Raw genomic sequence first — 26,827 nt, 5'->3', positions numbered from 1 at the left:
CTCCCATCAGCCGCCGGCGGTAACAGCATGATTGAGGTCACTGAGGTTTCCATTGCGCAATTGCGTGCGGCACTCGAATCCGGCCAGACAACGGCGGTGGAGTTGGTGCAGGCTTATCTCGCCAGGATCAATGCCTACGACGGTGCCGACACCTCTACCGCACTGAACGCTGTCGTGGTTCGCAACCCCGATGTGCTCCAGGAAGCGCAAGCGTCCGATGCGCGCAGGGCCAAAGGCGAAACGCTGGGGCCGCTCGATGGCATCCCCTACACAGCGAAAGACAGTTATCTGGTGAAGGGGCTGACCGCTGCGTCGGGTAGCCCCGCCTTCGCCCACCTGATGGCCTGTCGCGATGCGTTCACCATCGAACGGCTGCGCGGCGCCGGCGCCATTTGCCTGGGCAAGACCAACATGCCGCCCATGGCCAACGGTGGCATGCAGCGCGGGGTCTATGGCCGCGCCGAGAGCCCGTACAACGCTGACTACCTCACTGCGCCGTTCGCCTCGGGTTCATCCAACGGTGCCGGCACGGCCACCGCCGCCAGTTTCGCCGCGTTCGGCCTGGCGGAAGAAACCTGGTCGAGCGGACGCGGTCCCGCCTCAAACAATGGTTTGTGTGCCTATACGCCCTCGCGCGGGGTGATTTCGGTGCGCGGCAACTGGCCGTTGACCCCGACCATGGACGTGGTCGTGCCGTTTGCCCGGACCATGGCGGACTTGCTTGAAGTGCTCGACGTGGTGGTGGCCGAAGACCCGGATACGCGCGGCGATCTGTGGCGTTTGCAACCCTGGGTGCCGATTCCGAGTGTTACCTCGGTGCGCCCTGCCTCCTATCATGAACTCGCCGCGCAACCCGAGGCGCTCGCCGGCAAGCGTTTCGGTGTGCCGCGCATGTACATCAACAAAGACCCGGAGGCCGGCACCAGCGAGGCGCCGGGAATCGGAGGGCCGACGGGGCAGCGAATCAACACCCGTGCCTCGGTGATCGGTCTGTGGGAAGCGGCTCGACGAGCGCTGGAAGCGGCCGGTGCGGAAGTGGTCGAAGTCGACTTCCCGCTGGTTTCCAATTGCGAAGGCGACCGTCCGGGGGCGCCGACCGTGTTCAATCGCGGCATCGTCTCCAAAGAGTTCCTGCACCATGAGTTGTGGGACCTGACGGCCTGGGCGTTCGATGACTTTCTTCAGGCCAATGGCGATCCGAAGCTGAACCGCCTGGTCGACGTCGACGGACCGCTGATTTTCCCCCACGACCCCGGCACGCTGCCGAATCGCGAGGGCGACCTTGCCGCCGGCATGGACGAGTATGTGCGGATGGCCGAGCGCGGCATCACGCCCTGGAACGAGATCACCACCGTGCCTGACGGCTTGCGCGGCCTTGAACAGACGCGGCGTATCGACCTTGAAGAGTGGATGGATCGCCTGGGTCTCGATGCAGTGTTGTTCCCGACGGTCGCCGACGTTGGTCCGGCGAATGCCGATGTCGATCCGGCGTCTGCGGACATCGCGTGGAGCAACGGCATCTGGGTCGCTAATGGCAACCTCGCCATCCGCCACCTTGGGGTGCCCACGGTCACCGTGCCGATGGGTGTGATGCCGGACATCGGCATGCCCGTCGGGCTGACTTTTGCCGGTCGCGCCTATGACGATTCGTCGCTGCTGCGCCTGGCGTCGGCGTATGAAGCCACCGGGTCGAAACGCTTGATCCCGCCACGTACTCCGCCGCTGTCGAACCAGCTGTAACGTAGACCGGGATTGGAGTGATGCTGGCTCCAATCCCGCTCAACGATTCAGCCCTTGGCCGCCATCGCGGTCACTTCCACGCGCATGCCTTCGACCGCCAACGCGGCCACGCCCACAGCGGCGCGAACCGGCCACGGTTTGGCGAAGAAACGCTTATAGACTTCGTTGAATGCGGCGCGATCGGCCATGTCGGTGAGGTAGATGGTCAGGTGCAACACCCGATCCATCGAACTGCCGGCGCGCTCCAGTGCGACTTTGAGCGCTTGCAGCGTGCATTCGCTCTGCTCGACGATGCCACCCAATTCCAGACTGCCATCGGCGCGGGTCGGGATCTGCGTGGAAACCAGCAGGCCGCCGAGACCGGCGACGTCGGAGGAGATGGAATCCTGGTCAGGGTCAGGGGTGAACGTGATGTCTTGATTGGCCATGGGGATCTCGTGCTTGAGGTGATAAAGGGCTGTCGCGTATCAGGCGCGCAGTTTACAACCCCACGGCGCACTGCTGTTCATCTAGTTCGGGTCCAGCAACCCGCCACTCCAGTTGCGTGAGACCCGGCTGCCGGTGAATTTGGCCACCACCATGCCCTGGGACACCAGCCGATCCCGGTAGCGGGTGACCATGCGTCCCGCTTGCTCGGCCACCAACACCACTTCGGACGACGGATCACCCGGTCTGCGTAGAATCCGCGCAAAGCGCTGCCCTTCTTCGACGAAATCGCCGAGCTCTTTTTCAAAGATCAGCACGCCGGGCTGCGGCGCCAGAATGGTTTCCATATGTCCCATTTCCATGGCCTCGACAGGCCAGTCAGCGGGCGCCAGCGCCTCATCAATCACGCCGAAACCGCACAGCCAAACGTACAACCCTTCGGCATCCTGCTCGGCAAACCGGTCACTGACATCGCCCTGCCCGCGCAGCTCCAGCGTCGCGGCCATGCGCTGATCGGTGACGCCGTCGCGCAGCCACGGCGCGATGATGGTTTCTTCGAAGGAGCCATCGCCACCGTCATCCCAGATGATCGCCACGTCCATTTTCATTGCGGCGGCCAGTTCGCGGCCACGGGGCCAGAAACAGCGGTGAGCGTAGAGGTAGGGCAACGCCTCGTCATCGGTGTGCAGGTCGAGCATCACATCCGCCGGGGCCGCCAATTGCACCAGTTTTTTTTGCCATTCCTGGACGTTGGTCGACGGCTGGACCATGGCGACCGACTGGTCGAACGCGCGGTTGAAGTTATGCCCGGTGGCATCGTGAAAACGACCGAGAATTCGCCCTTGGCGAAACTGCCCGATGCCCAGCGGATTGGCTTGCGGTACTACCGTCACACTGCCGTTGAGCCGACCGTTGGCCTCGGCGATCTCTAGCTTTTGCATCAGCAAATGCAGCACCAGCATCCCGGCGATTTCATCGGCATGCACCCCGGCCTGCAAATGTACTGTCGGCCCGCTGCCATTGCCCTCGAAGCGCCAGGCGCAGACCTGCACCGGGTCGCCGTTGTTGTTGCGAACACTGAACGAAACATCCTGCGCCATCTGCTTGTTCTCCCACGTCACGAACGTTAAAAACCGAAACATTGCCATGGCCGACACTGGAGATTTGAACGGTAGCCATCGGTTTATCGGCGATGCTCGACGGACTCTGGATCGAGTGGTGCCTGAACCCCGAAACCTTCAGCCCCGCCAACGGCCTCCACATCTGTCGTTGCTGGATAAAGGGGCTGCGACACGGAGCATTCAGCACCGACGACGTCTTGTGAGGGGTGTCGCCCGAAGATCATCGCCAAGGTGCCGCTGACCGCGATCAGCCCGGCACCGACCATCAATGACACGTCCATCAGCGTGCCCCAGATCAGGCTCGACAACAGGAATGCCCAGATCAGGCCGGTGTATTCGAACGGCGCCAGCAAGGTGGCAGTGGCCCGCTGAAAACTGGCGAACAGCAGAAACTGACCGATACCGCCGACCAACCCGGCGCCGAGCATTCCCAGCCAGGCCGGGGTCGGTGCCGGGGTGTCGTTCCAGGGCAGCGCCACCGTCATGCAAATCACAAACACCACGTTGGTGATCAGCATCTGCTCCAGCACTGACGTCTGCTCATCCACCTGGCGCAACTGAATGTAAGTGAACGCCCAGCACATTGCGGCCAACAGCGTCAGGATCACTGGCACGGGATCGGCCAGGTTGTCGGGACGACAGGCAATGATCACGCCGACAAAACCGATGATCAGACTGAACCACTGCCACGCGCTGGCGCGCTCCTTGAGGATCACTGCCGCCAGCACGGTGACCATGATCGGCGCGGAGAAATACAGCGTGGTCATTTCCGCAAGGGTCAGGTCCCGGGCCGCCGTGTAATACAACACCCAGGCAACAATCGACAACAATCCACGAACCACCAACAGACGCCGGCTCGGCGAGTGCCAGGCACGCTGGACCAGGCGCAAGCGCCCCACCAGCAGGCAAGCCAGCACCACCACGAGGGCGCGCCAGAACAGAATGCTGACCACTGAATAATCCGCCACCAGCCATTTGATGGCAGCATCCTGCAACGCCAGGAACGTGTACCCCAAGGTGCACAGGCCGATGCCTTGCAACGACCGGTCGACGATCCGTGGCGCGTTCATTACATCGACCTGCGAACGGGCGTCCCGCGCCGTTCGGCAAAGGCAAATAGCGCTTCGATCAAAAACGTCAGGCAGACATAGACGCCGGCCACCAGCAGCAAGGGTTCATACACTTGCAGGGTCTGGGCGCGTACCACGTTGGCGGCGCCCAGCAGGTCGATAATCGCAATCGTCGACGCCAGCGCGGTGGACTTGAGCAGCATCACGGTCTCCCCGGCGAGTGTCGGTAACAACAGGCGCAGCGCCCGGGGTAAACGCACCCGCAGCAACGACTGGCGTGCCGTCATACCAAACGCCGAAGCCGCTTCCATCTCGCCTTTGGGTACCGCCAGCAGCCCGCCGCGAATCACTTCGCCGACATAGGCCCCCACCGACACCACCAAGGCAAACACGATGTACCAATACCCGTCCCGCAGGTACGGCCAGAGGAAGCTGCTGCGAATCAACGGGAACTGCGCAAACAGGCTGCCCAGGCCGTAGTAGAAAATGTAGATCTGGATCAGCAGCGGCGTACCGCGCGTCACGCTGGTGTAAAACAGGCTGACGTTGGCGATCACTCTGTTCTTTGAGATCCGCGCCAGCGCCACCAGCACCGCGAGCGCGAAACCCAGCACGCTGGAAATCAACAGGATGGTGATGGTCGTTTGCAGCCCCCGGCCCAACAGCGCCGCGTATTCAACTATCCACGCTGGAATCATTTCATTTACTCAGCCAAAGGCATCCAGCGACGGATGCGTCGCTCAAGCCGTCCAGACAGGTAGTTGGACGCCAACGTCACCGCGTAATACATCGCCGCGGCGGTGAGGTAGAACAACAAATAATGCCGCGTCGAACCCGCGCCTTGCTTGGCGGTGTACAGCAGCTCGTTGGTGCCGACCACGCTGATCAATGCACTGTCCTTGATCAGGTTGATCCACAGGTTGGCCATCCCGGCCATGGCGTAAGGCGCCATGATCGGCAGCGTGACCCGCCGGAACAAGCCGAACCCGCTCAAGCCAAACGCCTTGCCCGCCTCGATCTGGCCGAAAGGAATGGCCTGGATCGCCGCCCGAAAAATCTCCGAGGCGTAAGCGCCCTGCACCAGGCCCAGCACCACAATGGCCGCCAGCGGACCGCTGACATTCACCGTGCCGTAACCCATCTGCACCATCAGCGAATTGAGCAGCATGGAGCCTACGTAGTACAGCAGCAGGATCAGTAACAACTCCGGAACTGCCCGGAATAGTGTGGTGTAGCTGCGCATCAGCGCTGCGATAGGTTTGGGCGCGCTGAGTTTGAGGCAGGCCACCACCAACCCGATCATCAGCCCGAGCACAAACGCCCCGGCGGAAATCTGCAGGGTCATCCAGAGCCCCTTTAACAGCGCACTGCCCCATCCTTGCTCGCTGAAATTGATCAACTCGAACATTGCCGGCATTTCACTCTCCAGTTAGCGCAATCACTGCCTGACGCAGGCCCCCTGTGGGAGCGAGCCTGCTCGCGATGGCGGTGTGTCTGTCGACATCATTGTTGAATGACAGGCCGTCATCGCGAGCAGGCTCGCTCCCACAGGATCTCTATTCAGATCAGAAAGCAGGTTTCACGCTGGTACCGAAGTAGTGTTGGGACAGGTCGTCATAGTCCTTGCTCGCCAGCAGGCCCTGGATGGCCTTGTCGAGTTTGGCCTTGAGCTCGGTATCGTCTTTGCGCAGACCGGCGCCCACGCCTTTGCCGAAAATCGGGTCATAAGGCACCGCGCCGAGGTAGTCCAGGTTGCTCGCATCCGGCGTCTGCACGAAGGCCGCCATGGCCGTGCCGTCCGCCATCATCAGGTCGATACGGCCGGCAATCAGGTCGGCGTTAACCGAGTCCTGGGTGTCGTAATACTTCACGTCGGCGATTTTTTCGTAGTACTGCTTGAGGTAACTGGCACTCACGGTGGAGTTCTGCACGCCGATGATCTTGCCCTTGAGATCGTCCGGGTACTTCTTGACGGAGGTGCCCTTGGGGCCGACGATCGCGATCACCGAGTCGTAGTAGGCCTTGCTGAACGCGATCTGTTTTTCGCGCTCTTCAGTCACCGACATCGAGGAAAAAATCACGTCGATCTTCTTCGCCAGCAATGAGGGAATGATGCCGTCCCACGCCACTTCCTTGATCTCGCACTCGGCTTTCATTTCGCTGCACAGTTTGTGGATCAGGTCGACTTCAAAACCTTTCCATTCACCGTTGGCCTGCTTTTCGGTGTACGGCGGATAGGGTTCTGCCGCCACCGCGAACCTGATCGGCTGGGCTTGGGCCGCGCTCATGCCGGCCAGCAACAAGCAGGCCGCGCCGGTAAACCAGTTTGCCAAACGTCGATTTCCCATGATTTTTCCCCGTCTTTTTTATGATTTATTAGCGAGTCTGGTGAGCGTTGACGAATTGTCGGCAACGTTCGCTGCGTGGGTGTACGAACACTTCATCCGGCGAACCGGTTTCCTCGATCAGCCCTTGATGCAAATAGGCAACTTTGGAAGAGACATCGCGGGCAAAGGCCATCTCATGGGTCACCAGGATCATGGTCCGGCCTTCTTCCGCGAGGGAGCGGATCACCCGCAGCACTTCACCGACCAGTTCCGGGTCGAGTGCCGAGGTGGGTTCATCGAACAGCATGACCTTGGGCCGCATGGCCAGGGCTCGGGCGATGGCCACCCGTTGTTGCTGTCCCCCGGAGAGAAACGCCGGGTACTCGTTGCGCTTGGCCGCCAGCCCGACGCGTTCGAGCAAGGCTTCGGCGCGCTCGGTCGCCTCGGCTCGGCTTTCACGCAGGACCTGGGTCGGCGCTTCGATGAGGTTTTCCAGCACCGTGCGATGGGGCCAGAGGTTGAAATTCTGAAACACCATGCCCAGGCTCGAACGGATCCGTACCAATTGTTTGGCGTCGGACACCAACGGTGCACCGGGGCGGTCGTGATTGAGCTTGATGCTTTCGCCGTCCACCAGAATGCGCCCCTGGTCCGGCACTTCGAGCATGTTGATGCAACGCAGCAAGGTACTTTTACCCGAGCCGCTGGCGCCGATCAGGGAAATTACATCGCCTTCGCGCGCCGTCAGGGACACGCCCTTGAGCACTTCGATATTACCGAAGCGTTTGTGCAGGCTATCGACTTCGATCATGGTCTTGGCTGTGACCGGTGCAACGGTGGCTTCGCAGGTGACGCGGCTGGTCACGGGGCTGATTACGGGACGGGGCGCTTCACCTTTGAGCACCAGCACAAAGTCGCGAATACGCTGACAGGCCAGGGCCAGGCGCTCTTCACCCAGCGTGAACGAAAGCCGCACAAAACCTTGCGCCGGCTCACCAAACGCCGCCGCATCGAGGACCGACACCTGCGCCTCGCGCAGCAAGCGCCAGGCGAACTCCAGCGAGGTCAGCCCGGTGTCGCGCACGTCTACCAGCACGAACATGCCGGCATCGGGATTGAGCACTGAAAGACCTGGGCAATCCGCCAGGCTCGCGACCACCAGATCGCGACGACGGCGATAGATGTCGCGCATGCCTTGGGCCACGTCGTCGTGGGCCTGCACCGCTTTCAGCGCCGCTTCCATGACAAACCCGGGCAAGCCATACAGCATGCTCAGCACCAGGGTTTCGGCGTGAGCAATCAAGGCTTCGTGGGCGAGCATCCAGCCGATCCGCCAGCCAGTCATGGCATGGGATTTCGACAGACTGCCGATCACCACGCAGCGCTCGGCCATTCCCGGCAGCGCCGCGAGGCTGAGGTGTTCGCGTTCGAATGCGAGGCTTTCGTAGACTTCGTCGACCACCACCCACAGGTCATGTTCGATGGCGAGGTCGGCAATGGCTTGCAGCTCTTCGCGGTTAAGCACCACGCCGGTGGGATTGTTCGGGTTGGAGAAGAAAATGGCCCGGGTGCGCGGGGTGATGGCCTTGGCCAGCACGGCGGCATCGAGCCTGAAACCTGAATCCGCCGAGCACGGCACCCGCACCAGCGTTGCACCGGAGGCTTTGAGCGTCGCCTCGTAGGTCACGTACATCGGGTCCAGGGCGATCACTTCATCACCGCTGCTGAGCAGGCACATCGACGTGATGAACAACGCGTTTTGTGCCCCGGCCGCGACGATCACGCTGGACGCTGGCACATCACGCTCGAACAGTGGGCTGTAGCGAGAAGCGATGGCTTCGCGCAAAGCCCGGCGCCCGGCGATCTCGGTGTAGTGGGTGTCGCCCTCGCGCAGTGCTTCAATGGCGGCATCGGTAATGAAATCGGGCGTGGGGAAATCCGGGTCACCGACGCTGAGAATGATCACATCCTCACCACGCCCCTGGGCTTCAAGGCCTGCATTGTGAATATCCCAAGCGGCCACGCCGTCGCCTGAAATCCGCTCAACAAAGGGTGAAAACCGCATGCCAGTGCCTCGTTCGAATTGAAGAAACGCAAGCCCGCGCAACCAGCCGGGGGAGGTGGCCACCAACATAGTCGAAGCTGAACAGTCGTTCAACAGAAAAGTCGCGACGCTTCGCGTTCAGCACAAACAGGTCGCTTTCACGACAGTCGCGCCGTTTTTCAATCACGGGAATGGGTGGTCGATAGGCTCTTAAGGCCGCAGCTTTGGCGTGTCTACCTCCCGGCAATGGAGGCGAACGAGCACGGATAAGCTAATGTTTTGGAGGTTGTTTTCTCTATTAGCCAAAAAACCGCCGAAGGGCCCGTTAAACAACCCATAGACAGAAAAACGCGGCAGGCCAATGATGCACATTAGCTGCCACCGGAAGACCTCGAATAAAAACCACTGAGGGTTGCGATCAGGCGATGAACATTCTTTACGATGAACGCGTCGACGGCGCTTTGCCCGATGTGGATAAAGCCGCCCTGCTCCATGCGCTGCACGCGCGGTTGCCCGATCTGGAAATCCTCCATCAGCAGGAAGAGCTCAAGCCGTATGAATGCGACGGGCTCTCCGCTTACCGCACCACACCCCTGCTGGTAGTGCTGCCCCGCCACCTCGACGAAGTCCAGGGCGTGCTTCGAGTCTGCCATGAGCGGCACGTCCCGGTGGTTGCCCGTGGTGCCGGCACGGGTTTGTCCGGCGGTGCATTGCCATTGGAAAAAGGTGTGCTGCTGGTGATGGCGCGCTTCAACAACATCCTGGACATCGACCCCGCCGCCCGCACCGCACGGGTTCAGCCGGGGGTGCGTAACCTGGCCATTTCCCAGGCGGCGGCGCCTTTCGGCCTGTACTACGCGCCGGATCCCTCCTCGCAAATTGCCTGTTCCATCGGCGGCAATGTTGCCGAAAACGCCGGTGGTGTGCATTGCCTGAAATACGGTCTGACCGTGCACAACCTGCTCAAGGTCGACATCCTGACCGTCGAAGGCGAACACCTGACGCTGGGGGCCGATGCCCTGGACTCGCCCGGCTTTGATTTGCTGGCATTGTTCACCGGTTCAGAAGGCATGCTTGGGGTCATCACCGAGGTGACGGTCAAACTGCTGCCCAAACCACAGACGGCGAAAGTACTGCTGGCGGCCTTCGATTCCGTCGAGAAGGCCGGCCGCGCGGTGGGTGACATCATTGCGGCCGGCATCATCCCCGGCGGCCTGGAGATGATGGACAACCTGGCCATTCGCGCCGCTGAAGACTTTATCCACGCTGGTTATCCGGTCGACGCCGAAGCCATTTTGCTCTGCGAACTCGATGGCGTTGAAGCTGATGTGCATGATGACGTCAACCGCGTGCGCCAGGTGCTGGAGCAGGCCGGCGCCACCGAAGTCCGCCAGGCCCGCGATGAGGCCGAACGCGTGCGTTTCTGGGCCGGACGCAAGAATGCTTTCCCGGCGGTAGGACGCCTGTCGCCGGATTACTACTGCATGGACGGGACGATCCCGCGCCGTGAGCTGCCCGGCGTGTTGCAGGCGATCGCAGCGCTCTCGGCCGAATATGGCCTGCGGGTGGCCAACGTGTTCCATGCCGGTGACGGCAACATGCACCCGCTGATTTTGTTCGATGCCAACCAGCCCGGCGAGCTCGACCGCGCCGAAACCCTGGGTGGCAAGATCCTCGAATTGTGCGTGAAGGTCGGCGGCAGCATTACCGGTGAACACGGTGTGGGCCGCGAGAAAATCAATCAGATGTGTGCGCAGTTCAACAGCGATGAGCTGACGCTGTTCCATGCGGTCAAAGCCGCCTTCGATCCGGGCGGACTGCTCAACCCCGGCAAGAACATTCCGACCCTGCACCGCTGCGCCGAATTTGGCGCGTTGCATGTGCATATGGGTCAGTTGCCCTTCCCTGATCTGGAGCGTTTCTGATGCGCAGCGAATTCGACATGGATGACAGCGCCGCGCTGCTGGAACAGGTCAATCAGGCGCTGCAAAACGCGACGCCGCTGCGCATTCAGGGCTCCAACAGCAAAGCTTTCCTTGGGCGCATTGTTGCGGGGGAGGTGCTCGATACGCGCACCCACCGAGGCATCGTCAGTTATGACCCGACCGAACTGGTGATCACCGCCCGTTGCGGCACGCCGCTGTCGGAATTGGCCGATGTTTTGGACGGCGCGCATCAGATGCTGGCGTGCGAACCGCCCTCCTTCGGTGAAGGCGCCACCGTCGGCGGCATGATTGCCTGCGGGTTGTCGGGACCACGACGCCCGTGGTCAGGTTCGGTCAGGGATTTCGTCCTCGGTACACGGGTGATCACCGGGCACGGCAAGCATTTGCGTTTCGGTGGTGAAGTCATGAAGAACGTCGCCGGCTATGACGTGTCGCGCTTGATGGCCGGCAGTTACGGGTCGCTAGGGGTGGTGACTGAAGTGTCACTCAAGGTGTTGCCCAAACCGCGTCAGTGCCTGAGCATCAGCCTGGAAATGGACAGTGATCGCGCTTTGCAGCGCCTCGCGGAGTGGGGTCAGCAGCCCTTGCCGATCAGCGCGGCGTGCCATGACGGACAGCGCCTGCATTTGCGGCTGGAAGGAGGCGAAGGTTCAGTGGCGGCGGCCCATGACCGATTGGGTGGAGAATTGCTGGACGCGACCTACTGGGAGGATCTCAACGAACATCGACTGGGTTTTTTCGATGAGGACCAGCCCCTATGGCGGTTGTCATTGCCCCACAACACGCCCCGGCTTTCCTTGCCCGGCGCTCAACTGATCGATTGGGGCGGTGCACAGCGCTGGCTCAAATCCGAGGCGCAGGCATCATTCATTCGCAAGATCGTCGGTGAGGTCGGCGGGCATGTGACCAGTTACAGCCATGGCCTGATCGACAGCCCGTTCCACCCGTTGCCTGCTAACCTGATGCAATACCACAGGAACCTGAAGCAGCAGCTTGATCCACGGGACATCTTCAACCCCGGTCGCCTGTACGCGGAGTGCTGACCCATGCAAACCACACTCAGCGAAAAATCCCGCCAACTGCCCCGGGCAGAAGAAGCCGAAAGCATTCTGCGCACGTGCGTGCACTGCGGTTTTTGCAATGCCACCTGCCCGACCTATCAGCTGCTGGGCGATGAACTGGATGGGCCGAGGGGGCGCATCTACCTGATCAAGCAGGTGCTGGAAGGCAACGAAGTCACGCGAAAAACCCAGCAGCATCTTGACCGTTGCCTGTCGTGCCGCAACTGCGAAACAACCTGCCCCTCTGGCGTCGATTATCACAACTTGCTCGACATTGGTCGCGCGGTAGTGGATGCCGCCGTACCGCGCTCAATCGACCAGCGCTTGTTACGCGAAGGTTTGCGCAGCGTTGTGCCCAACCCCGGACTGTTCAAGGCACTGGTCAACAGCGGGCAGATGTTTCGTGCGTTGTTGCCAAACAGCTTGCAAGCCAAGTTGCCTCGTCGTGTGTACCCGGCCAAACCGCGCCCGACGATGCGTCACTCAAGGCGGGTGCTGATACTGGAAGGTTGCGTGCAGCCTGGGCTGTCACCCAACACCAATGCCGCCGCCGCGCGCGTGCTGGATCGGCTGGGCATCAGCATCACACCGGTCCCCGAGGCCGGGTGCTGTGGTGCCGTCGATTATCACCTCGACGCTCAGGCAGCCGGCCTTGATCGCGCACGGCACAACATCGATGCCTGGTGGCCGGACATTGAAAACGGTGTCGAAGCCATCGTACAAACCGCCAGCGGTTGCGGTGCGTTCATCAAAGACTATGGTCACTTGCTCCGTGCCGACCCGGCCTATGCCGACAAGGCAAAAAAAGTCAGTGCGCTGGCCAAGGACCTGGTCGAAGTGTTGCGCGCCGAACCGCTGGAAAAACTCGGCATCCACTGCGCCCACCGCCTGGCGTTCCATTGCCCTTGCACCTTGCAGCACGCGCAAAAGCTCGGCGGTGCGGTTGAAGCGCTGCTGATACGGCTGGGTTTCAACCTCACGCCCGTGCCCGATAGTCACTTGTGCTGCGGCTCGGCGGGCACCTATTCGCTGACCCAACCCGAACTGTCCCGACAGCTGCGCGACAACAAGCTCAATGCGCTGGAGAGCGGGTATCCCGAGGTCATTGTCACCGCCAATATCGGCTGCCAGGCGCACCTCGACGGCGCGGGTCGAACCCCCGTCAGGCACTGGATCGAACTGGTCGAAGCCGCCCTGCCCTGATCACAAACCGGAGATTGTCATGCACAGCAAAGCCGTACTGAGTCAGACGGAAGTCAGCAAGATCCTTGCCGCCGCCCGCACCGAAGCGCAGAACAATCAATGGGCCGTGACTATCGTGATTGTCGACGACGGCGGTCATCCCCTGGCACTCGAACGCCTCGACGGTTGCGCGCCAAGCAGCGCCTACATCGCCACCGAAAAAGCCCGCACCTCGGCCTTGGGCCGGCGTGAATCCAAGGGTTATGAAGACATGGTCAATGGTGGACGCTACGCCTTTTTATCCGCGCCGTTACTGACGTCGCTTGAAGGTGGCGTGCCGATTATTGTCGACGGCCAGGTGATCGGCGCGGTCGGCGTGTCCGGCGTCAAGGCCGAGCAGGACGCGCAAGTGGCGAAGGCCGGGGCGCAGTGTTTGAAATGATGTTATCAACGACGCAATTCCGTAGCAGCTGGCAAAGCCTGCTGCTACAAAGTACGCTCGTGCGTTTTTACTTCCGCGCCAACTTGTACCTGACGCACTCCTCATAAAAACTCTGCCGCACGGCGGCGGGCTTGAATCGCGACGGGCTGTCGTAGGTCTGCTCGGTTATGCCCATGGCCATCATGTGCATCCACGGCTTGTTGAACTTGTAGGTCTCTATCTTCTTGCGAGCGGCATACAGCGACACCCCGGACAACTTGAGCTCCTGGGCTCGGGCCGCCGTCCCCGCCCCCCAGTCGCACATATATTGGTCATTGGGCTTCAACTCCCTGGCCTGGACCGCGCCAGCCATACACGCCAGGGCAAACGAGATCATCGTGACCGCTACATTGCGCAATTCCATTGGGCCTAACCACCTGAAAATAAAGTGATTTTGGCGGCAACTTTGCACCAGCGGGGCCAGCAAATTGCCTTATCTGCATAGAACAACCATTATCGGGTTCGGTGTATCGGGATCAACCCAGAAACACAATGACATCCCCTCAACGCAACGCCGGTGAAAGTGTGTCAGGCATTCATATGAATTCTGTGAGCGTTACAAACACCGCCAATCGGCTGTTGATTGTGCTGCTGGGCTTTGTCGTGCCCGGCATGGCCAGTGCCAGTCCAATGCCTGCGAACATGGTCTATTTGCGCACCATTGATCCGAGCATCGAACAGGACATCCGCTACGCCAGCCCCCACAACTTTACCGGGCATCGCCTCGACGGTTACGACGCCGCCGAATGCCTGTTGTCGGTGGACACCGCCAAGGCACTCGCCCGGGTGCAAGCGGCATTGCGCCCGCAAGGCTATGGTTTGAAGGTATTCGATTGTTATCGCCCCAGCCGCGCCGTCGCCGACATGGGGCGCTTCGCGACCGAACCCGGCGACCCGCGCAAGGCCGAGTTTTATCCGCGTGTGGACAAGCAGGACTTCTGGCGCCTGGGCTATGTGGCGCGGGTGTCGGGGCACTCCAAAGGCTCAACCGTGGACCTGACACTGATTGGCCCAAAGGCCCTGCCCACCGATACCTGGACGCCTTCGGCGGCACAAGTTGACTGTACGGCGCCCTATGGCCAACGCTGGCACGACGGCGCACTCGATATGGGCACCGGTTACGATTGCTTCGATGAGCGCGCACATACCGCCAACCCAACGATCAGCCCCAACGCAAGGGTAAACCGTCAACGGCTCAGCAGCGCCATGGAAAAAGAAGGGTTTGCCGGATATTCGAAGGAATGGTGGCATTTCACTTTAAGTGGCGAGGGAGCACCGAAAGACGTGATGGATTTCCCCATTACACCAATGAGCCCCAGCGACGTGATCGGCACCAGTGGTCAGCTGATCGTGGTCAACTCCAGGAACTGGGATGACATCCAGGGCACTGCGCAACGTTATGAACGTGACGGTAAAACCTTTCGAAAAGTCGGCGACGCCTTTCCAGTCGTGGTCGGCAAAAACGGCATGGGCTGGGGCAAGGGCCTTGGCAGTGTTGAGGCGGTTGAAGGTCCGGTCAAACGTGAAGGCGACGGAAAAGCGCCCGCCGGAATTTTCAAACTGGGCACGGCGTTTGGCTACGATACTTCGGCCGACACCCGACTGACCTACCTTGCACTGACACCCACCACCGAATGCGTGGATGACAGCCAATCCAGTCGCTACAACGAACTGGTCGACGGCGCGGCGATTACCAAGGACTGGAACAGTTCCGAACGCATGCGCAACGAAGAAGGCTATCGCAAAGGCATTTTCATCGAGCACAACACCCCGGCTACTGCGGCCTCGGGTTCGTGCATTTTCTTTCATGTCTGGCGCGCCCCCACTTCACCGACGGCAGGTTGCACGGCCATGGATCAAGCGGATATTGCTGCGTTGCTCAAGTGGCTGGACCCTCGCGAGTCGCCGCTTCTGGTGCAGATGCCGGAGGCGCAATATGAGCGGTTTCGTGAAGGGTGGAAGTTGCCGTGAGGTTGGTGGGGGTTATTTGATTAGCCGGGTGTCCAGGCCGAAGCGCTCCTGGGAGACAAGCTTGAATTTATCGTCAGCCAGGTCGCAACTCACCAGTAGATTCCACGAACGACCAGTCACCGAAGGAATAAGGACGAAGGGATGCCGGGCCAGCAGCAGATCGGCGAACTGTTGCTGGTTGGGCGTAGTTTGCGACGGGATGAGCCAGTTCGGGTTCGGCACATCTTCCGGCTGAACAACTTTGATGATATTGGGGTCCATCACTTCGAAGCAGGTCAGTACGTGCGGCACACTGTCGAGGCTATCGAAGCCAACGTGGGCCGCAACCTCCAGGATGGCCGTGGACGGGTCGGCCGAAGCATAAATGACCCGGCGCCCGGGAGGGTTCCATCGACCACCGGATCGTTGCGCACCAACGCCACTGTTCCAGCTGTCCTTGAACACCTCGCGATCCAGGCGCCAGGCGTGCCATGTCCCGTCCCAGGGTAAGGGGTTCATTGATAGACCCCGTACTCGATCCGGGTCAGGTAGTCCTCTACTGCCTGGAAGCCAAGCGAATTATCGATCAACTCCAGCGGAACATAACCGTCCAGATATTTGCACGGTTTGCGCAGCCATTCTTCAGCCAGCAACAGATTACCGAACACGTTGGTGGCGTGCTCCAGGGTCTGCGCGTACTGGAAAGCCACTGTGCTCTGCTGCTGGTTCAGGCGCACTTGCCCGGTTTCTTTCGTCAGGCGTTGGACGGTCCTGATGGATTTCCCGGTGATGCGCTGCATCAGATCGTGCTCCATGTAAAGTGCTGATATAGCCAGCATGTCCCTGACATCACTCAACTCAAAGCCTTCCTGTGTGTATCGGATTACCAACATGCGCGTGTCACCCTTGCGGCCATGTAAAAGCACCTCAGTAGGCTTTCTGGGCTTCTTTGCCCTCGTCGCCACGGCTTCCTTGTCTGCTTGATTCGTTGCGGGCATATCAATGACCTCACTGCGACATTTGACGCAAGAATAGCGTCAAATGTCGTGAACAGGGCAATTGAGTGCTGTCGGCTTTTGCGTGTATTACTTGCTGAGTCCATTCATCCTTACTCCATGGAGCGAAATATTCCAGTCGCCGGGAGCGACGTTCTCTTCCCTGATTGCAGCCACACGCTACCCGCCTCGCTTCCGAGCGCCAACCCTAAAATCCTGTGGGATGTTTCCTCGATTTTTTGAAAGCGTTCACATGTCTTACGGTGCTTGGTTAAAAACACTCCGTGTTACTTCCCGGAGGCTGCAAAACCTTGCGTCGCTACCTGCCGCTCCGCCCGTATCCGCCGGCTTGGGCGTCTATGACTTGCCCCTCAAATCGAGGCAATACGTGTAATAACCCACCTCACGCACATACCCCAACGACTCATACAACCGCTGCGCACCGAGATTGTCGGTGGCGGTTTCCAGCACAATGCCCCTGGCACCGCTCAACACCGCAAAGGTGCGGGCGGTGTTCATCAGCAACGTGCCCACTCCTCGCCCCCGGGCCTCGGGCGTGGTGAACAGGTCGCTGAGCAACCAGGTGCGGTAGGCGTCGATGGAGGAAAACGTCGGGTACAACTGCACGAAACCCACGGCCTGGCCCGTGGCGTCCTCGGCGAGGAAAATCGCCGACTCGTCCCGGGCGATGCGTTCGGCGATGAAATCCCGGGACTGGGTCAGGTTAGAGGGCTGGCCGTAAAAGCCTCGGTAGGCGTCGAACAGGCGCGCAATCTGATCGAGATGGCTGGCGTCGACGCGAAAGGCTTGTACGACCATGTTGCCCGACTCCTCGGGGGTTGGATTACTTCGGCTGCGCCACGGTGCGCAAGTAAGGTTTGATGGTTTTGAAGCCGTCCGGGTACTTCTTGCGCGCGTCTTCATCGGACACCGACGTGGGAATGATCACGTCCTCACCCGGACGCCAGTTCACCGGGGTGGCGACCGTATGCTTGGCGTTCAATTGCAGGGAATCCAGCAGACGCAGCACTTCATCGAAGTTGCGCCCGGCGCTCATCGGGTAGATGAGCATGGCCTTGACCTTTTTGTCCGGGCCGATAATGAACACGGAACGTACGGTGGCGTTGTCTATGGCGGTGCGGGTGCCGCCACTGGCATTCGGGTGGATCATGTCGTAGAGCTTGGCCACCACCAGGTTTTCGTCACCGATCATCGGGTAGTTGACCGCGTGCCCCTGGGTTTCTTCGATGTCCTTGGCCCAGCTTTCATGATTGCTGACCGGGTCGACACTGAGCCCGACGATCTTGGTGTTGCGCTTGTCGAACTCGGGCTTGAGCCCAGCCATGTAGCCCAGCTCGGTGGTGCACACCGGGGTGAAATCCTTGGGATGGGAAAACAGGATGGCCCACTTGTCGCCAATCCATTCGTGGAAATTCAGCGTGCCTTCGGTGCTTTGAACGCTAAAGTCCGGTGCCTCGTCGCCAATGCGGATTGCCATGTTCGTTCTCCTTACTGAGGGTGGTAGGGAAAAACCGCCGGAATCGGGTACGCCTCCAACGGCATTCAGGATCGGTGTTGAACCTGCCAACGCGGATCAGTATAGGAGACGCGGCAAGACAAGGTCGTTACCGACGAACTCAGTCTGTAACCAATGGTTGGAAAAAAAACAGCCAGATCGACACGTCGATCTGGCTGTTTCTGAGCAAGACCCGAAGCGATCAAACCCGGACGTTGCGTCCCGGCAGCGACGAGCGCTGGCTGGTCTCCCAATCCTGTACCAGACCGACGGGCGCATCCGAGGCCGGCAGCATGTTGCGCCCGCGCACCAGATCGCTGGCCCGTTCGGCGAGCATGATGGTCGGCGCGTTGAGGTTGCCGTTCGGTTCGGTCGGGAACACCGACGAGTCGATCACGCGCAACCCGGCAATGCCATGCACACGCAACTCGGAATCGACCACAGCCATGTCGTCCTCGCCCATGCGGCACGAGCCGCAAGGATGGTAGGTGCTTTCGAGGTTTTCCCGCACGAAGGCATCGAGCTCTTCATCGCTGGTCACATCGGCTCCTGGGGCGATTTCACCGTCGCGGAAGCGGTCCATTGCCTTCTGGCCGATGATCTCCCGGGTCAGGCGAATGCAGCGGCGGAAGCCTTCGCGGTCCTCTTCGCGTTGCAGGTAGTTGAACTGGATCTGCGGATGCTCGTAAGGGTCAGCTGAACGGGCGCGCACATAACCGCGGCTCTTGGGTTTGTTCGGCCCGGTGAGCACCATGAAGCCGTGGCCCTTGATCGGCTTGTTGCCGTCGTAACGCATGGCGGCGGGCAGAAAGTGGAACTGGATGTCCGGCCAACGCAAGCCCTTGTCCGAGCGAATGAAACCACCGGCCTCGAAATGGTTGGTGGCGCCGAGTCCGTCCTTGAACAGCAGCCAGCGCAAACCGATCATCAGTTTGCTCAACGGGTCCATTTTGCTGTTGAGGGTCACCGGTTCCTTGCAGCCGAACTGGATATACACCTCGGCGTGATCCTGCAGATTCTCCCCTACCCCAGGCAGGTCATGACGCACGCTGATCCCGGCTTTGCGCAGGACGTCGGCCGGGCCGATTCCGGAGCGTTGCAACAGGTGTGGCGAACCGATCGGCCCTGAGGCTATCAGTACTTCGCGGTTGCAATGAACCTGGTGGGTCTCGCCGTTGTGGTCATACATGACGCCGACGGCGCGTTTGCCTTCAAGGATGATCTGCCGGGTCATCGCGTGGGTGATCACCGTCAGGTTCGGACGGCCCATGGCCGGGCGCAAGTAAGCGTTGGCCGTGGAGCAGCGCACGCCGTTTTTCACCGTCATGTGCATGGCACCAAACCCTTCCTGCATGTAACCGTTGCAGTCTTCGGTCTTGATGTAACCGGCTTCGGCACCGGCGTCCACCCACGCCCCATACAGCGGGTTTTTCATGTGATTGCCATTGGTGGTGTGCAACGGCCCCGTGCCGCCGCGATAGCCGTCGCCGCCCTCTTCATAGTGTTCTGCCCGTTTGAAGTAAGGCAGGCAATTGCGGTAGCCCCAACCCTGGGCACCCAGCGATTCCCACTCGTCAAAGTCATAGGCATGACCACGGATATAGACCAGGCCGTTGATCGACGACGAGCCGCCGAGCACCTTGCCCCGTGGGCAGTGAATGCGTCGCCCGTTGAGGAACGGCTCTGGCTCGGTTTCGTAGCGCCAGTTGTACTTCTTGGTGTTCATCGGGATCGAGAACGCGCTCGGCATCTGGATCACCACACTGCGGTCACTGCCACCGAATTCCAGTACCAGAACGGAGGTGGCCGGGTCTTCGCTCAAGCGGTTGGCCAACACACAACCCGCCGAGCCGGCACCAATGATGATGTAGTCGTATTTTTGCGTAGCCATGGTTATCTCCCGGCCTTTGATTCGTTGAAAACAGGCGTCGAGCGAAAGGTCAGCGAGTCGCCAGTGGTGTATTGCGGAGAGGTTTTTTCGATGTGCTGGATGACGGTTTCTTCGCGTTTGAGGTCAATCGAGCGGCTGAACCAGTAGTACACCAGCCCCGAAACGATCAGCCCGACCAGCCAGGCGATGTCGATGCTGCCCAGGGCTTTGGCGAGCGGGCCGACATACACTTCGCGCTGCTCGACGCCGTCGTAGATGTAGAAGAACGGGATCATCGAGACGAAACCGATGGCGTACGCGGCGATGCCACGCAGGCCCCAGTTGCCGTAGATGTTGCCGTGGGGCATGAAGAAGTGCGGGATGGCGTAGCGGCCTTTGCGCACGAAGAAGTAGTCAGTCAGGTTGACCGAGGTCCACGGCACCAGGAAGTACAACATCACCACCAGGTAGATCCCCAGTACCGACAAGCCTTTGCCCGAACTCTGGATGCTCAGGGCCACGCCCAGTTGCAGCAGGATCACAAAACCAATCGCCAGGATGCGTGCCTTGCGGGTCGGCTTGATGTGCTTGATGGAGTCGACGCAGGTCAGCGTGGTCAGTTTCGCGCTGTAGATGTTCATCGCGATCACCGGCAGGAACGCCAGAATGGTGATCACCACCACCGCCGTGCCCATCAGCGGCGAAACGGTGCTACCCACTTGCCCGAGGGCGACCAGTACATCCGTTGAATGCAGGTGATCGGCCAGCCAGCCACCCACCGAAATCATCCACGCGCCGGACAACGAGGCACCGAGAAACACCACGGCAATCAGCTTGCCGCTGGAGGTGTTCTTCGGCAGGTAACGCGAATAGTCGGAGACGTACGGGGCGTAGGCGATGTTGTAACTGGCCGCCGCAGCGAACTGGGCGATGAAACCGGTCCAGTTGAAGCCCAATGGCGCCGGGGCCTCTTCACCTGCAGCCAGTGCCGGCAACACGGCATCGGGCACCCAGCCCATCATCACCGCCAGGGTCACCAGGCCGTACAGCGGGATCGACAGGTACAACGCCCATTTGAAGCTGCGGTGCATCCAGTCATGACCAAGAATCGCGAGGATCGCCGCCGGTACCGTCACCGCCACCGCGATCACCCAGGGTTCGAACCCGAATAAAGTGTGCAAACCCTGCATCATCAACACCAGGTTGACGATGTTGAACCCGGCAAACACAAACAGCGTCGCCAGCAGCACGAGGATCACACCGCGATAGCCGAACTGCGCACGCGACTGAATCATTTGCGGCAAGCCCAGGTGCGGGCCTTGCGAACCATGGAACGCCATGAACAGGGTGCCGAACATGATGCCCAGCGTACCGGCGAGTGTGGTCCAGAGCGCGGTCAGGCCGACGCTTGGGCCAACGAAGCCGATGGTCATGGTGAAGAACGTGAAATTGCCGAGGAACCAGAACGGGCCTTGACTCGACAGTTTGTCGGTGCGCTCGTTTTCCGGGATGAAGTCGATCGAATGGCTCTCGACGACAGGTTTGCCGTCGAGGAGCGACACGCTGGGTGCGGCTTTGGCGTCAGTATTCATGATTGTCTCTTATTGTTGGAAGATCATGACGAGATAACTGCGTTCTTTCGGGTGAACGACGCCCTTGTGGGAGCGAGCCTGCTCGCGATGAGGGCTAATCAGTCGCTACAGAAGCGCTTGTTACTGCGCCATCGCGAGCAGGCTCGCTCCCACAAGGTTTGAGTCAGCCATGACTCAGGGCAGCGTGATCCAGACAGCTTTGGTTTCGAGCAGGTAATCGAGTTGTTCGGCGCCCAGGTCCTTGCCGAATCCGGACTGTTTGTAGCCACCAAACGGCATCGACGGGTCGAGGGTGCCGTGGGCGTTGACGTAGACCGAACCAGCCTTCAACCGTGGGATCAGGCTGTGCACCTTGCCAAGGTCATTGGAGTACAGCGCCGCAGCCAGGCCGTAGAGCGAGTCATTAGCCAGGGCCAGTGCCTCTTCCTCATCGTCGAACGGTGCGGTGACCAGCACCGGGCCAAAAATCTCCTCCTGGACAATGCGCATGTCGTTGCGGCAATGGGCGAAGATGGTCGGCTCGACGAAGAAACCTGGGCCATCGACAGGCTGGCCGCCGAAGACCAGTTCGGCGCCTTCCTGCTTGCCGGTTTCGATGTACTCGGTTACGCGCTGCTTTTGCAGGGCCGACACCAGCGGACCGATGAAGCAGTCGGGGTCCAGGCCCGGTGCGATCTTCAGCGTGCGTGTATAGGCGATCAGTTCGCGCAGGAATTCGTCGTAGACACTGCGATGAACATAAGCGCGCGTACCGGCATCGCACACCTGACCCGAGTTGAAAAACACGCCGTTGGCAATCGCCTGTGCAGCCGCTGGAATATCGGCATCGGCCAACACGATTACCGGTGATTTTCCTCCAAGTTCCAGGGTTAGTCGCTTCATTTCATCCAGCGCAGCGCGTCCGACGGTACGGCCTACCGGGGTTGAGCCGGTGAAGGTCAGTTTGTCGATACCGGGGTGCGTGGCCATGGCCGCGCCAACCACACTGCCGCGTCCGGAGACGATGTTGATGACGCCGTCCGGGATCCCGGCTTCCTGCACCAACTCGGCAAATCGCAGGGCCGACAACGAAGTCAGTTCAGCCGGTTTGACCACCACGGTGCAACCGGTCGCCAAGGCGGCACCGAGCTTCCAGGCCATGGTTTGCAGCGGGAAGTTCCACGGCACGATAGCACCGACCACACCCACCGCTTCCTTGCGGGTATAGGCCAGGTAATTGCCCGGCAATGAAGGCTCGACGGTGCGGCCGTGCAGCTTGGTGGCCCAGCCGGCGAAGTAACGCAAGGTATCGACCGTGCCTTGAATATCGACGTCCTTGGCAAAGGCTGCGGACTTGCCCATGTCGATCGATTCGATTTCTGCCAGTTCTGCGGCGTTCTGTTCAACCAGGTCCGCCAGGCGCTGAATCAGTCGCTCGCGTTCCGCCGGCTTGGCCTGACTCCAGGCGCCACCGTCGAACTGGGCGCGAGCCGCTTGCACAGCGCGGTCCAAGTCCTCGGTGGTGCCCATCGGAATGCGCGTGATCAGGCCCTCGGTCGACGGCTCGATGACGTCGGAAGTCTGTCCGTCGCTGGCCTCGACAAAGGCGCCACCGATGAACATCTTCTGGACCTTGCTGAGGAAGGTCTGGGTCGCTTCGGATACGCCGAATTTTTGCAGGTACTGCTTAACAATCGTGTCCATTTTTCATGCCCTCTGTGCGGCGGTCAGTTCACGCCGTAGCCGTGGTGGTTTCGCTCACGGCGTGCTTCGCCTGAGCCCGTTCATGGAAGATGAACCCGATGCTGTTGAGCAGCAGTTGCGCCGCCAGAATCGAGGTCATGCCGCTCGGGTCATACACCGGTGCAACCTCTACCAGGTCCATACCGACGATGTTGCCTTTGCTGCGCTTGGCCAGGGCCTGGATGATTTCCAGCACTTCGTAGTAGAGGAAGCCGCCGTGGCTGGGGGTGCCGGTGCCCGGGGCGATGGACGGGTCGAAACCGTCGATGTCTATCGTGATGTAGTAATTGATGTTTTGCGGGATCAGCGCGAGCACACCCTCGACGCCGAGGCGCCGGACATCGCGCACCGAGAGGATTTTCGAGCCGGCGGCATGGGCCGCTTCGTAGTCATCACGGTTGGAGGACGAAACGTTGCGAATGCCCATCTGGGTCATGCCGACAATGTGGTTCATTTCCGAGGCGCGCCGCAGCGGGTTGCCATGGCCGTAGCGGACACCGTGGCGTTCGTCGACGAAGTCCAGGTGCGCATCGAAATGGATGATGTGGATCGGGCCACGGCCCTCAAACGCCTTGATCACCGGCGCGTGCACCGAGTGGTCGCCACCGAGTACCACGGGCATGACTCCGGCATCGAGGATCTTGCGCACGGCGTATTCGGTGTTCTCGTTACTGGTGACCATGTCGGTGTGCACAATGTCGGCATCACCGACATCGACCATGCGCACGTCGGCGGCGGTCAGGTACATCACGTCGTCTTCATGGTCATAGGCGCCGGCGTGGCCGAAGGAGAACAGCGTCGATGCTTCGCGAATCCCGCGTGGTCCGAAGCGTGCGCCGGAGCGCCACTGAGTGCCCATGTCGTTGGGCACGCCGAGCACCGCGACGTCGGCATCCAGTGCATCCCAATCGGTGCACACCGGGGATTTGCCAAAGGTGCAATGACCTACGAATGGCAGGTTCAGGCGACCGGATTCATAACCGTTATTCGACATTTCAAGCCTCTCCACTTTTTGTTATCGGCTGGGCGGACTGCAAGGCGACCGCCGTTGGAATGACTATGGGCGCAGGTTTTCGTGGAAAAAATGCTAAACATCAGATACTCATATCGGCATTACCGATGCATCCACACGCGGGAGGTCCAAGGTGATTCAGCTGCACGATGTCGATCTGAAACTGCTCAGGGTGTTTGCCACGATTGTCAGGTGCGGGGGTTTTAGCGCCGCGCAGGCGGCGTTGAATGCCGGCCAGTCGACGATCAGCGAACAGATGACTCATCTGGAAACCCGGCTCGGGGTCAAACTTTGTCAGCGCGGGCGCAGTGGCTTTCGCCTGACCGAGCAAGGCGTGGCGATTCATGAGGCGACCCAGCGCCTGTTGTCGGCGGTGGAGACCTTCTGCATGGACGCCGACGTGCTCAAGCAGCACATCAGCGGCAAGCTCAACCTGGGGATCATCGACACCACCATCACCGACCCCGATTCACCGCTGCCGCGCACCACTCAGCGCTTCGTGTCCCGGGGCCATGACGTGCACCTCAACGTGTACGTGGGTACCCCCGCCGAACTCGAAGAACGGGTGCTCGACGGCCGACTGCACCTGGCCATCGGGCACTTCCCGATCCACGTACCGGGGCTGCTGCATACGCCGTTGTATCAAGAAGCCCTGGGGTTGTATTGCGGGCGCCGGCATCCGCTGTATGGCAGCAAGGCCGAAGGCGACGAACTGCGGGAAGAAATTGCCGCGAGCCGCATTGTCGTGCGCGGCTACATGCAGCAATACGACCTCGAACATCTGGGTGTCACCAAGGCAGCAGCGACCGTGGACAACATCGAGGCCCTGGCGATTTTGTTGATCTCCGGCGCCTACCTGGGTTTTCTGCCGGCGCACTTCGCCGCGCAGTGGATCAAGACCGGCGAGATGCACCAACTGGCGCCAAACAGCCTGCAGTTGATGTCGCCCTTTGACGTGATTACCCGACGCGGTACGGCCCCGCCGCCGATTCTCCAGGCCTTCCTTGAGGACCTGGCGGCCAGCTCGCGTAAATCCGCCAAAGGCTGATATCCGCTCGCCACACCCGAGCAACGCCCGGCATACTCATTGACGCATCCACCTCGTTCGCCACCCTTGCAGGCCCGTTATGCGCATCCACGTTACCTTCATCGACCGCGTCGGCATCACCCAGGAAGTGCTGGCCCTGCTCGGTGGGCGCCGGTTCAATCTGGACGCTGTGGAGATGGTGCCGCCGAACGTTTACATCGATGCGCCGACCCTCGGTGCCGAGGTGCTGGACGAGTTGCGCGAGGCCTTTCTCGGCGTGCAGGGCGTGCAAGCGGTAACGATGGTCGACATTCTTCCGGGGCAACGCCGAAGCTTGCAGCTCGATGCCTTGCTGGCTGCCAGCACCGACGCGGTATTGGCGGTGGATGATCGGGGTTTTGTGCTGCTGGCCAACCCGGCGCTGATTGCCCTCTGTGGTCGCGAACCGGCCGGCGAATCGCTGACAGCACTGTTTGATGATCCTTCCTTGCAACGCACGTTGATCGAGCACGGTTTTCGCCTGCCCATGCACGAGGTCAGCCTCGGCGGCCAGACGTTGCTGCTGGACGCCATGCCGATCACCGGCGCTGGCGCCCTGCTGACCCTGTATCAACCGAACCGCATCGGCGAACGCCTGTCGGCGCTGCACCATGACCATGCCGAAGGGTTCGATGCGCTGCTGGGCGAGTCCCCGGCGATTCGCACGCTCAAGGCCCGTGCCCAACGCGTTGCCGCACTCGACGCGCCGTTGTTGATCCAGGGCGAAACCGGCACCGGCAAAGAACTGGTCGCACGTGCCTGTCATGCGATCAGTGCGCGGCATGATTCGCCCTTTCTCGCCCTGAACTGCGCGGCACTCCCGGAAAGCCTCGCCGAAAGCGAACTGTTCGGCTACGCCGCCGGCGCCTTCACCGGCGCCCAGCGTGGCGGCAAACTCGGCCTGCTGGAACTGGCCGATCAAGGTACGGTGTTCCTCGATGAAGTCGGAGAGATGTCGCCTTACCTGCAAGCCAAGTTACTGCGCTTTTTGAGCGACGGCTGCTTTCGCCGGGTCGGTGGCGATCGAGAGGTGAAGGTCAACGTTCGGGTGCTGAGCGCGACCCACCGCGACCTGGAGAAAATGGTCAGCGAAGGCCATTTTCGCGAAGACCTGTTCTACCGCCTCAATGTGCTCAACCTGCAAGTACCGCCGTTGCGCGAACGCGGCCACGACATCCTGTTGATGGCCAATCACTTCATGCAACAGGCCTGCGCACAGATCCAGCGCCCGGTATGCCGTTTGGCCCCGAGCACCTTTGCCGCCCTCCTCGGCAACCGCTGGCCGGGCAATGTTCGCCAGTTGCAAAACGTGATTTTCCGCGCGGCGGCGATTTGCGAAAACCCGCTGGTGGACATCGACGATCTGGACATCGCCAGAACGGCGGTAGAACGGCAAAACGACGGCGAAGTGGGCAGCCTTGAAGAGGCCGTTGCAGGGTTTGAAAAACACCTGCTGGAGCAGCTTTATCGCAGTTATCCGTCCAGCCGTTTACTCGCGACTCGCCTGCAAACCTCCCACAGCGCCATCGCCATTCGCCTGCGCAAGTACGGCATTCCCGCCAAAGCCTGAAAACAACACACATCCACTAATGAAATGGCTACCCCCGCTGCCCCCTGTGATCGCCCACTAAGCTTTCACAGGGGGCCTACCGGAGACCGTTGCCATGAACAAAGTAGCTATTGCCGCCATCGATCTTGGAAAACAT

The 26,827-nt window shown here is 60.7% G+C and carries 24 protein-coding genes and 1 pseudogene; 9 read left to right on the top strand and 16 right to left on the bottom strand.

Annotated elements, in window-relative coordinates:
- Positions 1-27 precede the first annotated feature (27 nt).
- Positions 28-1,740 carry an amidase gene (locus tag J2Y56_RS14865; RefSeq protein ID WP_007947849.1) on the top strand — a complete coding sequence of 571 codons (1,713 nt, stop codon included), beginning with the start codon at positions 28-30 and terminating at the stop codon, positions 1,738-1,740.
- A 47-nt stretch (positions 1,741-1,787) separates the two neighbouring features.
- On the opposite strand, the gene J2Y56_RS14860 is transcribed toward J2Y56_RS14865, so the two are convergent.
- Both J2Y56_RS14860 and J2Y56_RS14855 read right to left on the bottom strand, forming a co-directional pair.
- Positions 1,788-2,168, bottom strand: coding sequence for a RidA family protein (locus J2Y56_RS14860; protein WP_007947847.1), 381 nt, complete (start codon positions 2,166-2,168; stop codon positions 1,788-1,790).
- Between the two features lie 81 nt (positions 2,169-2,249).
- Positions 2,250-3,266: a succinylglutamate desuccinylase/aspartoacylase family protein gene (locus J2Y56_RS14855; RefSeq protein ID WP_007947846.1), complete on the bottom strand. Its 1,017-nt coding sequence runs from the start codon at positions 3,264-3,266 to the stop codon at positions 2,250-2,252.
- Between the two features lie 92 nt (positions 3,267-3,358).
- Between J2Y56_RS14855 and J2Y56_RS28475 the strand changes: the two genes are divergently transcribed.
- Entirely contained in the window at positions 3,359-3,490 is a 132-nt protein-coding gene (locus tag J2Y56_RS28475) for a hypothetical protein (protein ID WP_405046860.1), read from the top strand.
- A gap of 45 nt (positions 3,491-3,535) precedes the next feature.
- On the opposite strand, the pseudogene J2Y56_RS14850 reads toward J2Y56_RS28475, so the two are convergent.
- The 5 genes and pseudogenes from J2Y56_RS14850 to J2Y56_RS14830 form a co-directional block, all read right to left on the bottom strand.
- Positions 3,536-4,357, bottom strand: a pseudogene (locus tag J2Y56_RS14850) (DMT family transporter); the annotation flags it as partial.
- Positions 4,357-5,055: an ABC transporter permease subunit gene (locus J2Y56_RS14845; protein ID WP_007947844.1), complete on the bottom strand. Its 699-nt coding sequence runs from the start codon at positions 5,053-5,055 to the stop codon at positions 4,357-4,359. The pseudogene J2Y56_RS14850 and the gene J2Y56_RS14845, both read right to left, overlap by 1 nt.
- 5 nt (positions 5,056-5,060) lie before the next feature.
- Complete coding sequence (locus tag J2Y56_RS14840; RefSeq protein ID WP_007947843.1) at positions 5,061-5,774, bottom strand: ABC transporter permease; 714 nt, start codon at positions 5,772-5,774, stop codon at positions 5,061-5,063.
- A gap of 148 nt (positions 5,775-5,922) precedes the next feature.
- Entirely contained in the window at positions 5,923-6,705 is a 783-nt protein-coding gene (locus J2Y56_RS14835) for a transporter substrate-binding domain-containing protein (RefSeq protein ID WP_007947842.1), read from the bottom strand.
- A 28-nt stretch (positions 6,706-6,733) separates the two neighbouring features.
- Positions 6,734-8,749 carry an aminotransferase class I/II-fold pyridoxal phosphate-dependent enzyme gene (locus tag J2Y56_RS14830; protein WP_007947841.1) on the bottom strand — a complete coding sequence of 672 codons (2,016 nt, stop codon included), beginning with the start codon at positions 8,747-8,749 and terminating at the stop codon, positions 6,734-6,736.
- A gap of 404 nt (positions 8,750-9,153) precedes the next feature.
- Between J2Y56_RS14830 and glcD the strand changes: the two genes are divergently transcribed.
- From glcD to J2Y56_RS14810, 4 genes are read left to right on the top strand one after another with little or no spacing between them, the layout of a single operon-like run.
- Positions 9,154-10,653, top strand: a complete 1,500-nt coding sequence (gene glcD, locus J2Y56_RS14825) for a glycolate oxidase subunit GlcD (RefSeq protein WP_007947840.1) — start codon at positions 9,154-9,156, stop codon at positions 10,651-10,653.
- Positions 10,653-11,717, top strand: coding sequence for a glycolate oxidase subunit GlcE (gene glcE, locus J2Y56_RS14820; RefSeq protein ID WP_007947839.1), 1,065 nt, complete (start codon positions 10,653-10,655; stop codon positions 11,715-11,717). Before glcD ends, glcE begins: the two co-directional genes overlap by 1 nt.
- A 3-nt stretch (positions 11,718-11,720) precedes the next feature.
- Positions 11,721-12,938 carry a glycolate oxidase subunit GlcF gene (glcF, locus tag J2Y56_RS14815; RefSeq protein ID WP_310336854.1) on the top strand — a complete coding sequence of 406 codons (1,218 nt, stop codon included), beginning with the start codon at positions 11,721-11,723 and terminating at the stop codon, positions 12,936-12,938.
- Between the two features lie 19 nt (positions 12,939-12,957).
- Positions 12,958-13,359: a heme-binding protein gene (locus J2Y56_RS14810; RefSeq protein ID WP_007942941.1), complete on the top strand. Its 402-nt coding sequence runs from the start codon at positions 12,958-12,960 to the stop codon at positions 13,357-13,359.
- Between the two features lie 67 nt (positions 13,360-13,426).
- Here the strand turns inward: J2Y56_RS14810 and J2Y56_RS14805 are convergent, their stop codons facing one another.
- Complete coding sequence (locus tag J2Y56_RS14805) at positions 13,427-13,762, bottom strand: hypothetical protein (RefSeq protein WP_007942944.1); 336 nt, start codon at positions 13,760-13,762, stop codon at positions 13,427-13,429.
- A 176-nt stretch (positions 13,763-13,938) separates the two neighbouring features.
- On the opposite strand from J2Y56_RS14805, the gene J2Y56_RS14800 reads away from it, so the two are divergent.
- The gene (locus J2Y56_RS14800) at positions 13,939-15,369 is read left to right on the top strand and encodes a M15 family metallopeptidase (RefSeq protein WP_007942945.1); all 1,431 of its coding nucleotides are present in this window, start codon (positions 13,939-13,941) and stop codon (positions 15,367-15,369) included.
- Between the two features lie 12 nt (positions 15,370-15,381).
- On the opposite strand, the gene J2Y56_RS14795 is transcribed toward J2Y56_RS14800, so the two are convergent.
- The 8 genes from J2Y56_RS14795 to speB all read right to left on the bottom strand — a co-directional run bounded on the left by J2Y56_RS14795 (position 15,382) and on the right by speB (position 24,037).
- Positions 15,382-15,867 (bottom strand): RES family NAD+ phosphorylase, encoded by a 486-nt coding sequence (locus tag J2Y56_RS14795; protein WP_007942946.1) that lies wholly within the window; start codon positions 15,865-15,867, stop codon positions 15,382-15,384.
- Positions 15,864-16,346, bottom strand: coding sequence for an antitoxin Xre/MbcA/ParS toxin-binding domain-containing protein (locus J2Y56_RS14790; RefSeq protein WP_007942947.1), 483 nt, complete (start codon positions 16,344-16,346; stop codon positions 15,864-15,866). Before J2Y56_RS14790 ends, J2Y56_RS14795 begins: the two co-directional genes overlap by 4 nt.
- A gap of 354 nt (positions 16,347-16,700) precedes the next feature.
- On the bottom strand, positions 16,701-17,162 hold the full coding sequence (locus tag J2Y56_RS14785) for a GNAT family N-acetyltransferase (protein ID WP_007942948.1): 462 nt from the start codon (positions 17,160-17,162) through the stop codon (positions 16,701-16,703).
- A gap of 25 nt (positions 17,163-17,187) precedes the next feature.
- Complete coding sequence (locus J2Y56_RS14780; RefSeq protein WP_007942949.1) at positions 17,188-17,841, bottom strand: peroxiredoxin; 654 nt, start codon at positions 17,839-17,841, stop codon at positions 17,188-17,190.
- A gap of 220 nt (positions 17,842-18,061) precedes the next feature.
- Positions 18,062-19,750, bottom strand: coding sequence for a choline dehydrogenase (gene betA / locus J2Y56_RS14775; RefSeq protein ID WP_007942951.1), 1,689 nt, complete (start codon positions 19,748-19,750; stop codon positions 18,062-18,064).
- 2 nt (positions 19,751-19,752) lie between these two features.
- Positions 19,753-21,321: a cytosine permease gene (locus J2Y56_RS14770; protein ID WP_310350970.1), complete on the bottom strand. Its 1,569-nt coding sequence runs from the start codon at positions 21,319-21,321 to the stop codon at positions 19,753-19,755.
- Between the two features lie 174 nt (positions 21,322-21,495).
- Entirely contained in the window at positions 21,496-23,004 is a 1,509-nt protein-coding gene (locus tag J2Y56_RS14765) for an aldehyde dehydrogenase (protein ID WP_007942953.1), read from the bottom strand.
- A gap of 28 nt (positions 23,005-23,032) precedes the next feature.
- Positions 23,033-24,037, bottom strand: a complete 1,005-nt coding sequence (gene speB / locus J2Y56_RS14760) for an agmatinase (RefSeq protein ID WP_007942954.1) — start codon at positions 24,035-24,037, stop codon at positions 23,033-23,035.
- A 151-nt stretch (positions 24,038-24,188) separates the two neighbouring features.
- On the opposite strand from speB, the gene J2Y56_RS14755 reads away from it, so the two are divergent.
- Together J2Y56_RS14755 and J2Y56_RS14750 are read left to right on the top strand one after the other, a co-directional pair.
- On the top strand, positions 24,189-25,103 hold the full coding sequence (locus tag J2Y56_RS14755; protein ID WP_007942955.1) for a LysR family transcriptional regulator: 915 nt from the start codon (positions 24,189-24,191) through the stop codon (positions 25,101-25,103).
- A gap of 79 nt (positions 25,104-25,182) precedes the next feature.
- Positions 25,183-26,691, top strand: a complete 1,509-nt coding sequence (locus J2Y56_RS14750; RefSeq protein ID WP_007942956.1) for a sigma-54-dependent transcriptional regulator — start codon at positions 25,183-25,185, stop codon at positions 26,689-26,691.
- Positions 26,692-26,827: the final 136 nt, after the last annotated feature.

It is taken from the genome of Pseudomonas sp. BE134 (genome assembly GCF_031456105.1).
In the GTDB taxonomy this organism is placed as follows: domain Bacteria; phylum Pseudomonadota; class Gammaproteobacteria; order Pseudomonadales; family Pseudomonadaceae; genus Aquipseudomonas.
The sequence above is the reverse complement of the archived record's forward strand: the minus strand, read 5'-3'. Positions and strand labels throughout refer to the sequence as shown.

Bases quoted from the DNA above. Each gene is read 5' to 3' on its own strand.
- J2Y56_RS14865 (WP_007947849.1), top strand. From the start codon at position 28: ATGATTGAGGTCACTGAGGTTTCCATTGCGCAATTGCGTGCGGCACTC.
- J2Y56_RS14860 (WP_007947847.1), bottom strand. From the start codon at position 2,168: ATGGCCAATCAAGACATCACGTTCACCCCTGACCCTGACCAGGATTCC.
- J2Y56_RS14855 (WP_007947846.1), bottom strand. From the start codon at position 3,266: ATGGCGCAGGATGTTTCGTTCAGTGTTCGCAACAACAACGGCGACCCG.
- J2Y56_RS28475 (WP_405046860.1), top strand. From the start codon at position 3,359: ATGCTCGACGGACTCTGGATCGAGTGGTGCCTGAACCCCGAAACCTTC.
- J2Y56_RS14845 (WP_007947844.1), bottom strand. From the start codon at position 5,055: ATGATTCCAGCGTGGATAGTTGAATACGCGGCGCTGTTGGGCCGGGGG.
- J2Y56_RS14840 (WP_007947843.1), bottom strand. From the start codon at position 5,774: ATGCCGGCAATGTTCGAGTTGATCAATTTCAGCGAGCAAGGATGGGGC.
- J2Y56_RS14835 (WP_007947842.1), bottom strand. From the start codon at position 6,705: ATGGGAAATCGACGTTTGGCAAACTGGTTTACCGGCGCGGCCTGCTTG.
- J2Y56_RS14830 (WP_007947841.1), bottom strand. From the start codon at position 8,749: ATGCGGTTTTCACCCTTTGTTGAGCGGATTTCAGGCGACGGCGTGGCC.
- glcD (WP_007947840.1), top strand. From the start codon at position 9,154: ATGAACATTCTTTACGATGAACGCGTCGACGGCGCTTTGCCCGATGTG.
- glcE (WP_007947839.1), top strand. From the start codon at position 10,653: ATGCGCAGCGAATTCGACATGGATGACAGCGCCGCGCTGCTGGAACAG.
- glcF (WP_310336854.1), top strand. From the start codon at position 11,721: ATGCAAACCACACTCAGCGAAAAATCCCGCCAACTGCCCCGGGCAGAA.
- J2Y56_RS14810 (WP_007942941.1), top strand. From the start codon at position 12,958: ATGCACAGCAAAGCCGTACTGAGTCAGACGGAAGTCAGCAAGATCCTT.
- J2Y56_RS14805 (WP_007942944.1), bottom strand. From the start codon at position 13,762: ATGGAATTGCGCAATGTAGCGGTCACGATGATCTCGTTTGCCCTGGCG.
- J2Y56_RS14800 (WP_007942945.1), top strand. From the start codon at position 13,939: ATGAATTCTGTGAGCGTTACAAACACCGCCAATCGGCTGTTGATTGTG.
- J2Y56_RS14795 (WP_007942946.1), bottom strand. From the start codon at position 15,867: ATGAACCCCTTACCCTGGGACGGGACATGGCACGCCTGGCGCCTGGAT.
- J2Y56_RS14790 (WP_007942947.1), bottom strand. From the start codon at position 16,346: ATGCCCGCAACGAATCAAGCAGACAAGGAAGCCGTGGCGACGAGGGCA.
- J2Y56_RS14785 (WP_007942948.1), bottom strand. From the start codon at position 17,162: ATGGTCGTACAAGCCTTTCGCGTCGACGCCAGCCATCTCGATCAGATT.
- J2Y56_RS14780 (WP_007942949.1), bottom strand. From the start codon at position 17,841: ATGGCAATCCGCATTGGCGACGAGGCACCGGACTTTAGCGTTCAAAGC.
- betA (WP_007942951.1), bottom strand. From the start codon at position 19,750: ATGGCTACGCAAAAATACGACTACATCATCATTGGTGCCGGCTCGGCG.
- J2Y56_RS14770 (WP_310350970.1), bottom strand. From the start codon at position 21,321: ATGAATACTGACGCCAAAGCCGCACCCAGCGTGTCGCTCCTCGACGGC.
- J2Y56_RS14765 (WP_007942953.1), bottom strand. From the start codon at position 23,004: ATGGACACGATTGTTAAGCAGTACCTGCAAAAATTCGGCGTATCCGAA.
- speB (WP_007942954.1), bottom strand. From the start codon at position 24,037: ATGTCGAATAACGGTTATGAATCCGGTCGCCTGAACCTGCCATTCGTA.
- J2Y56_RS14750 (WP_007942956.1), top strand. From the start codon at position 25,183: ATGCGCATCCACGTTACCTTCATCGACCGCGTCGGCATCACCCAGGAA.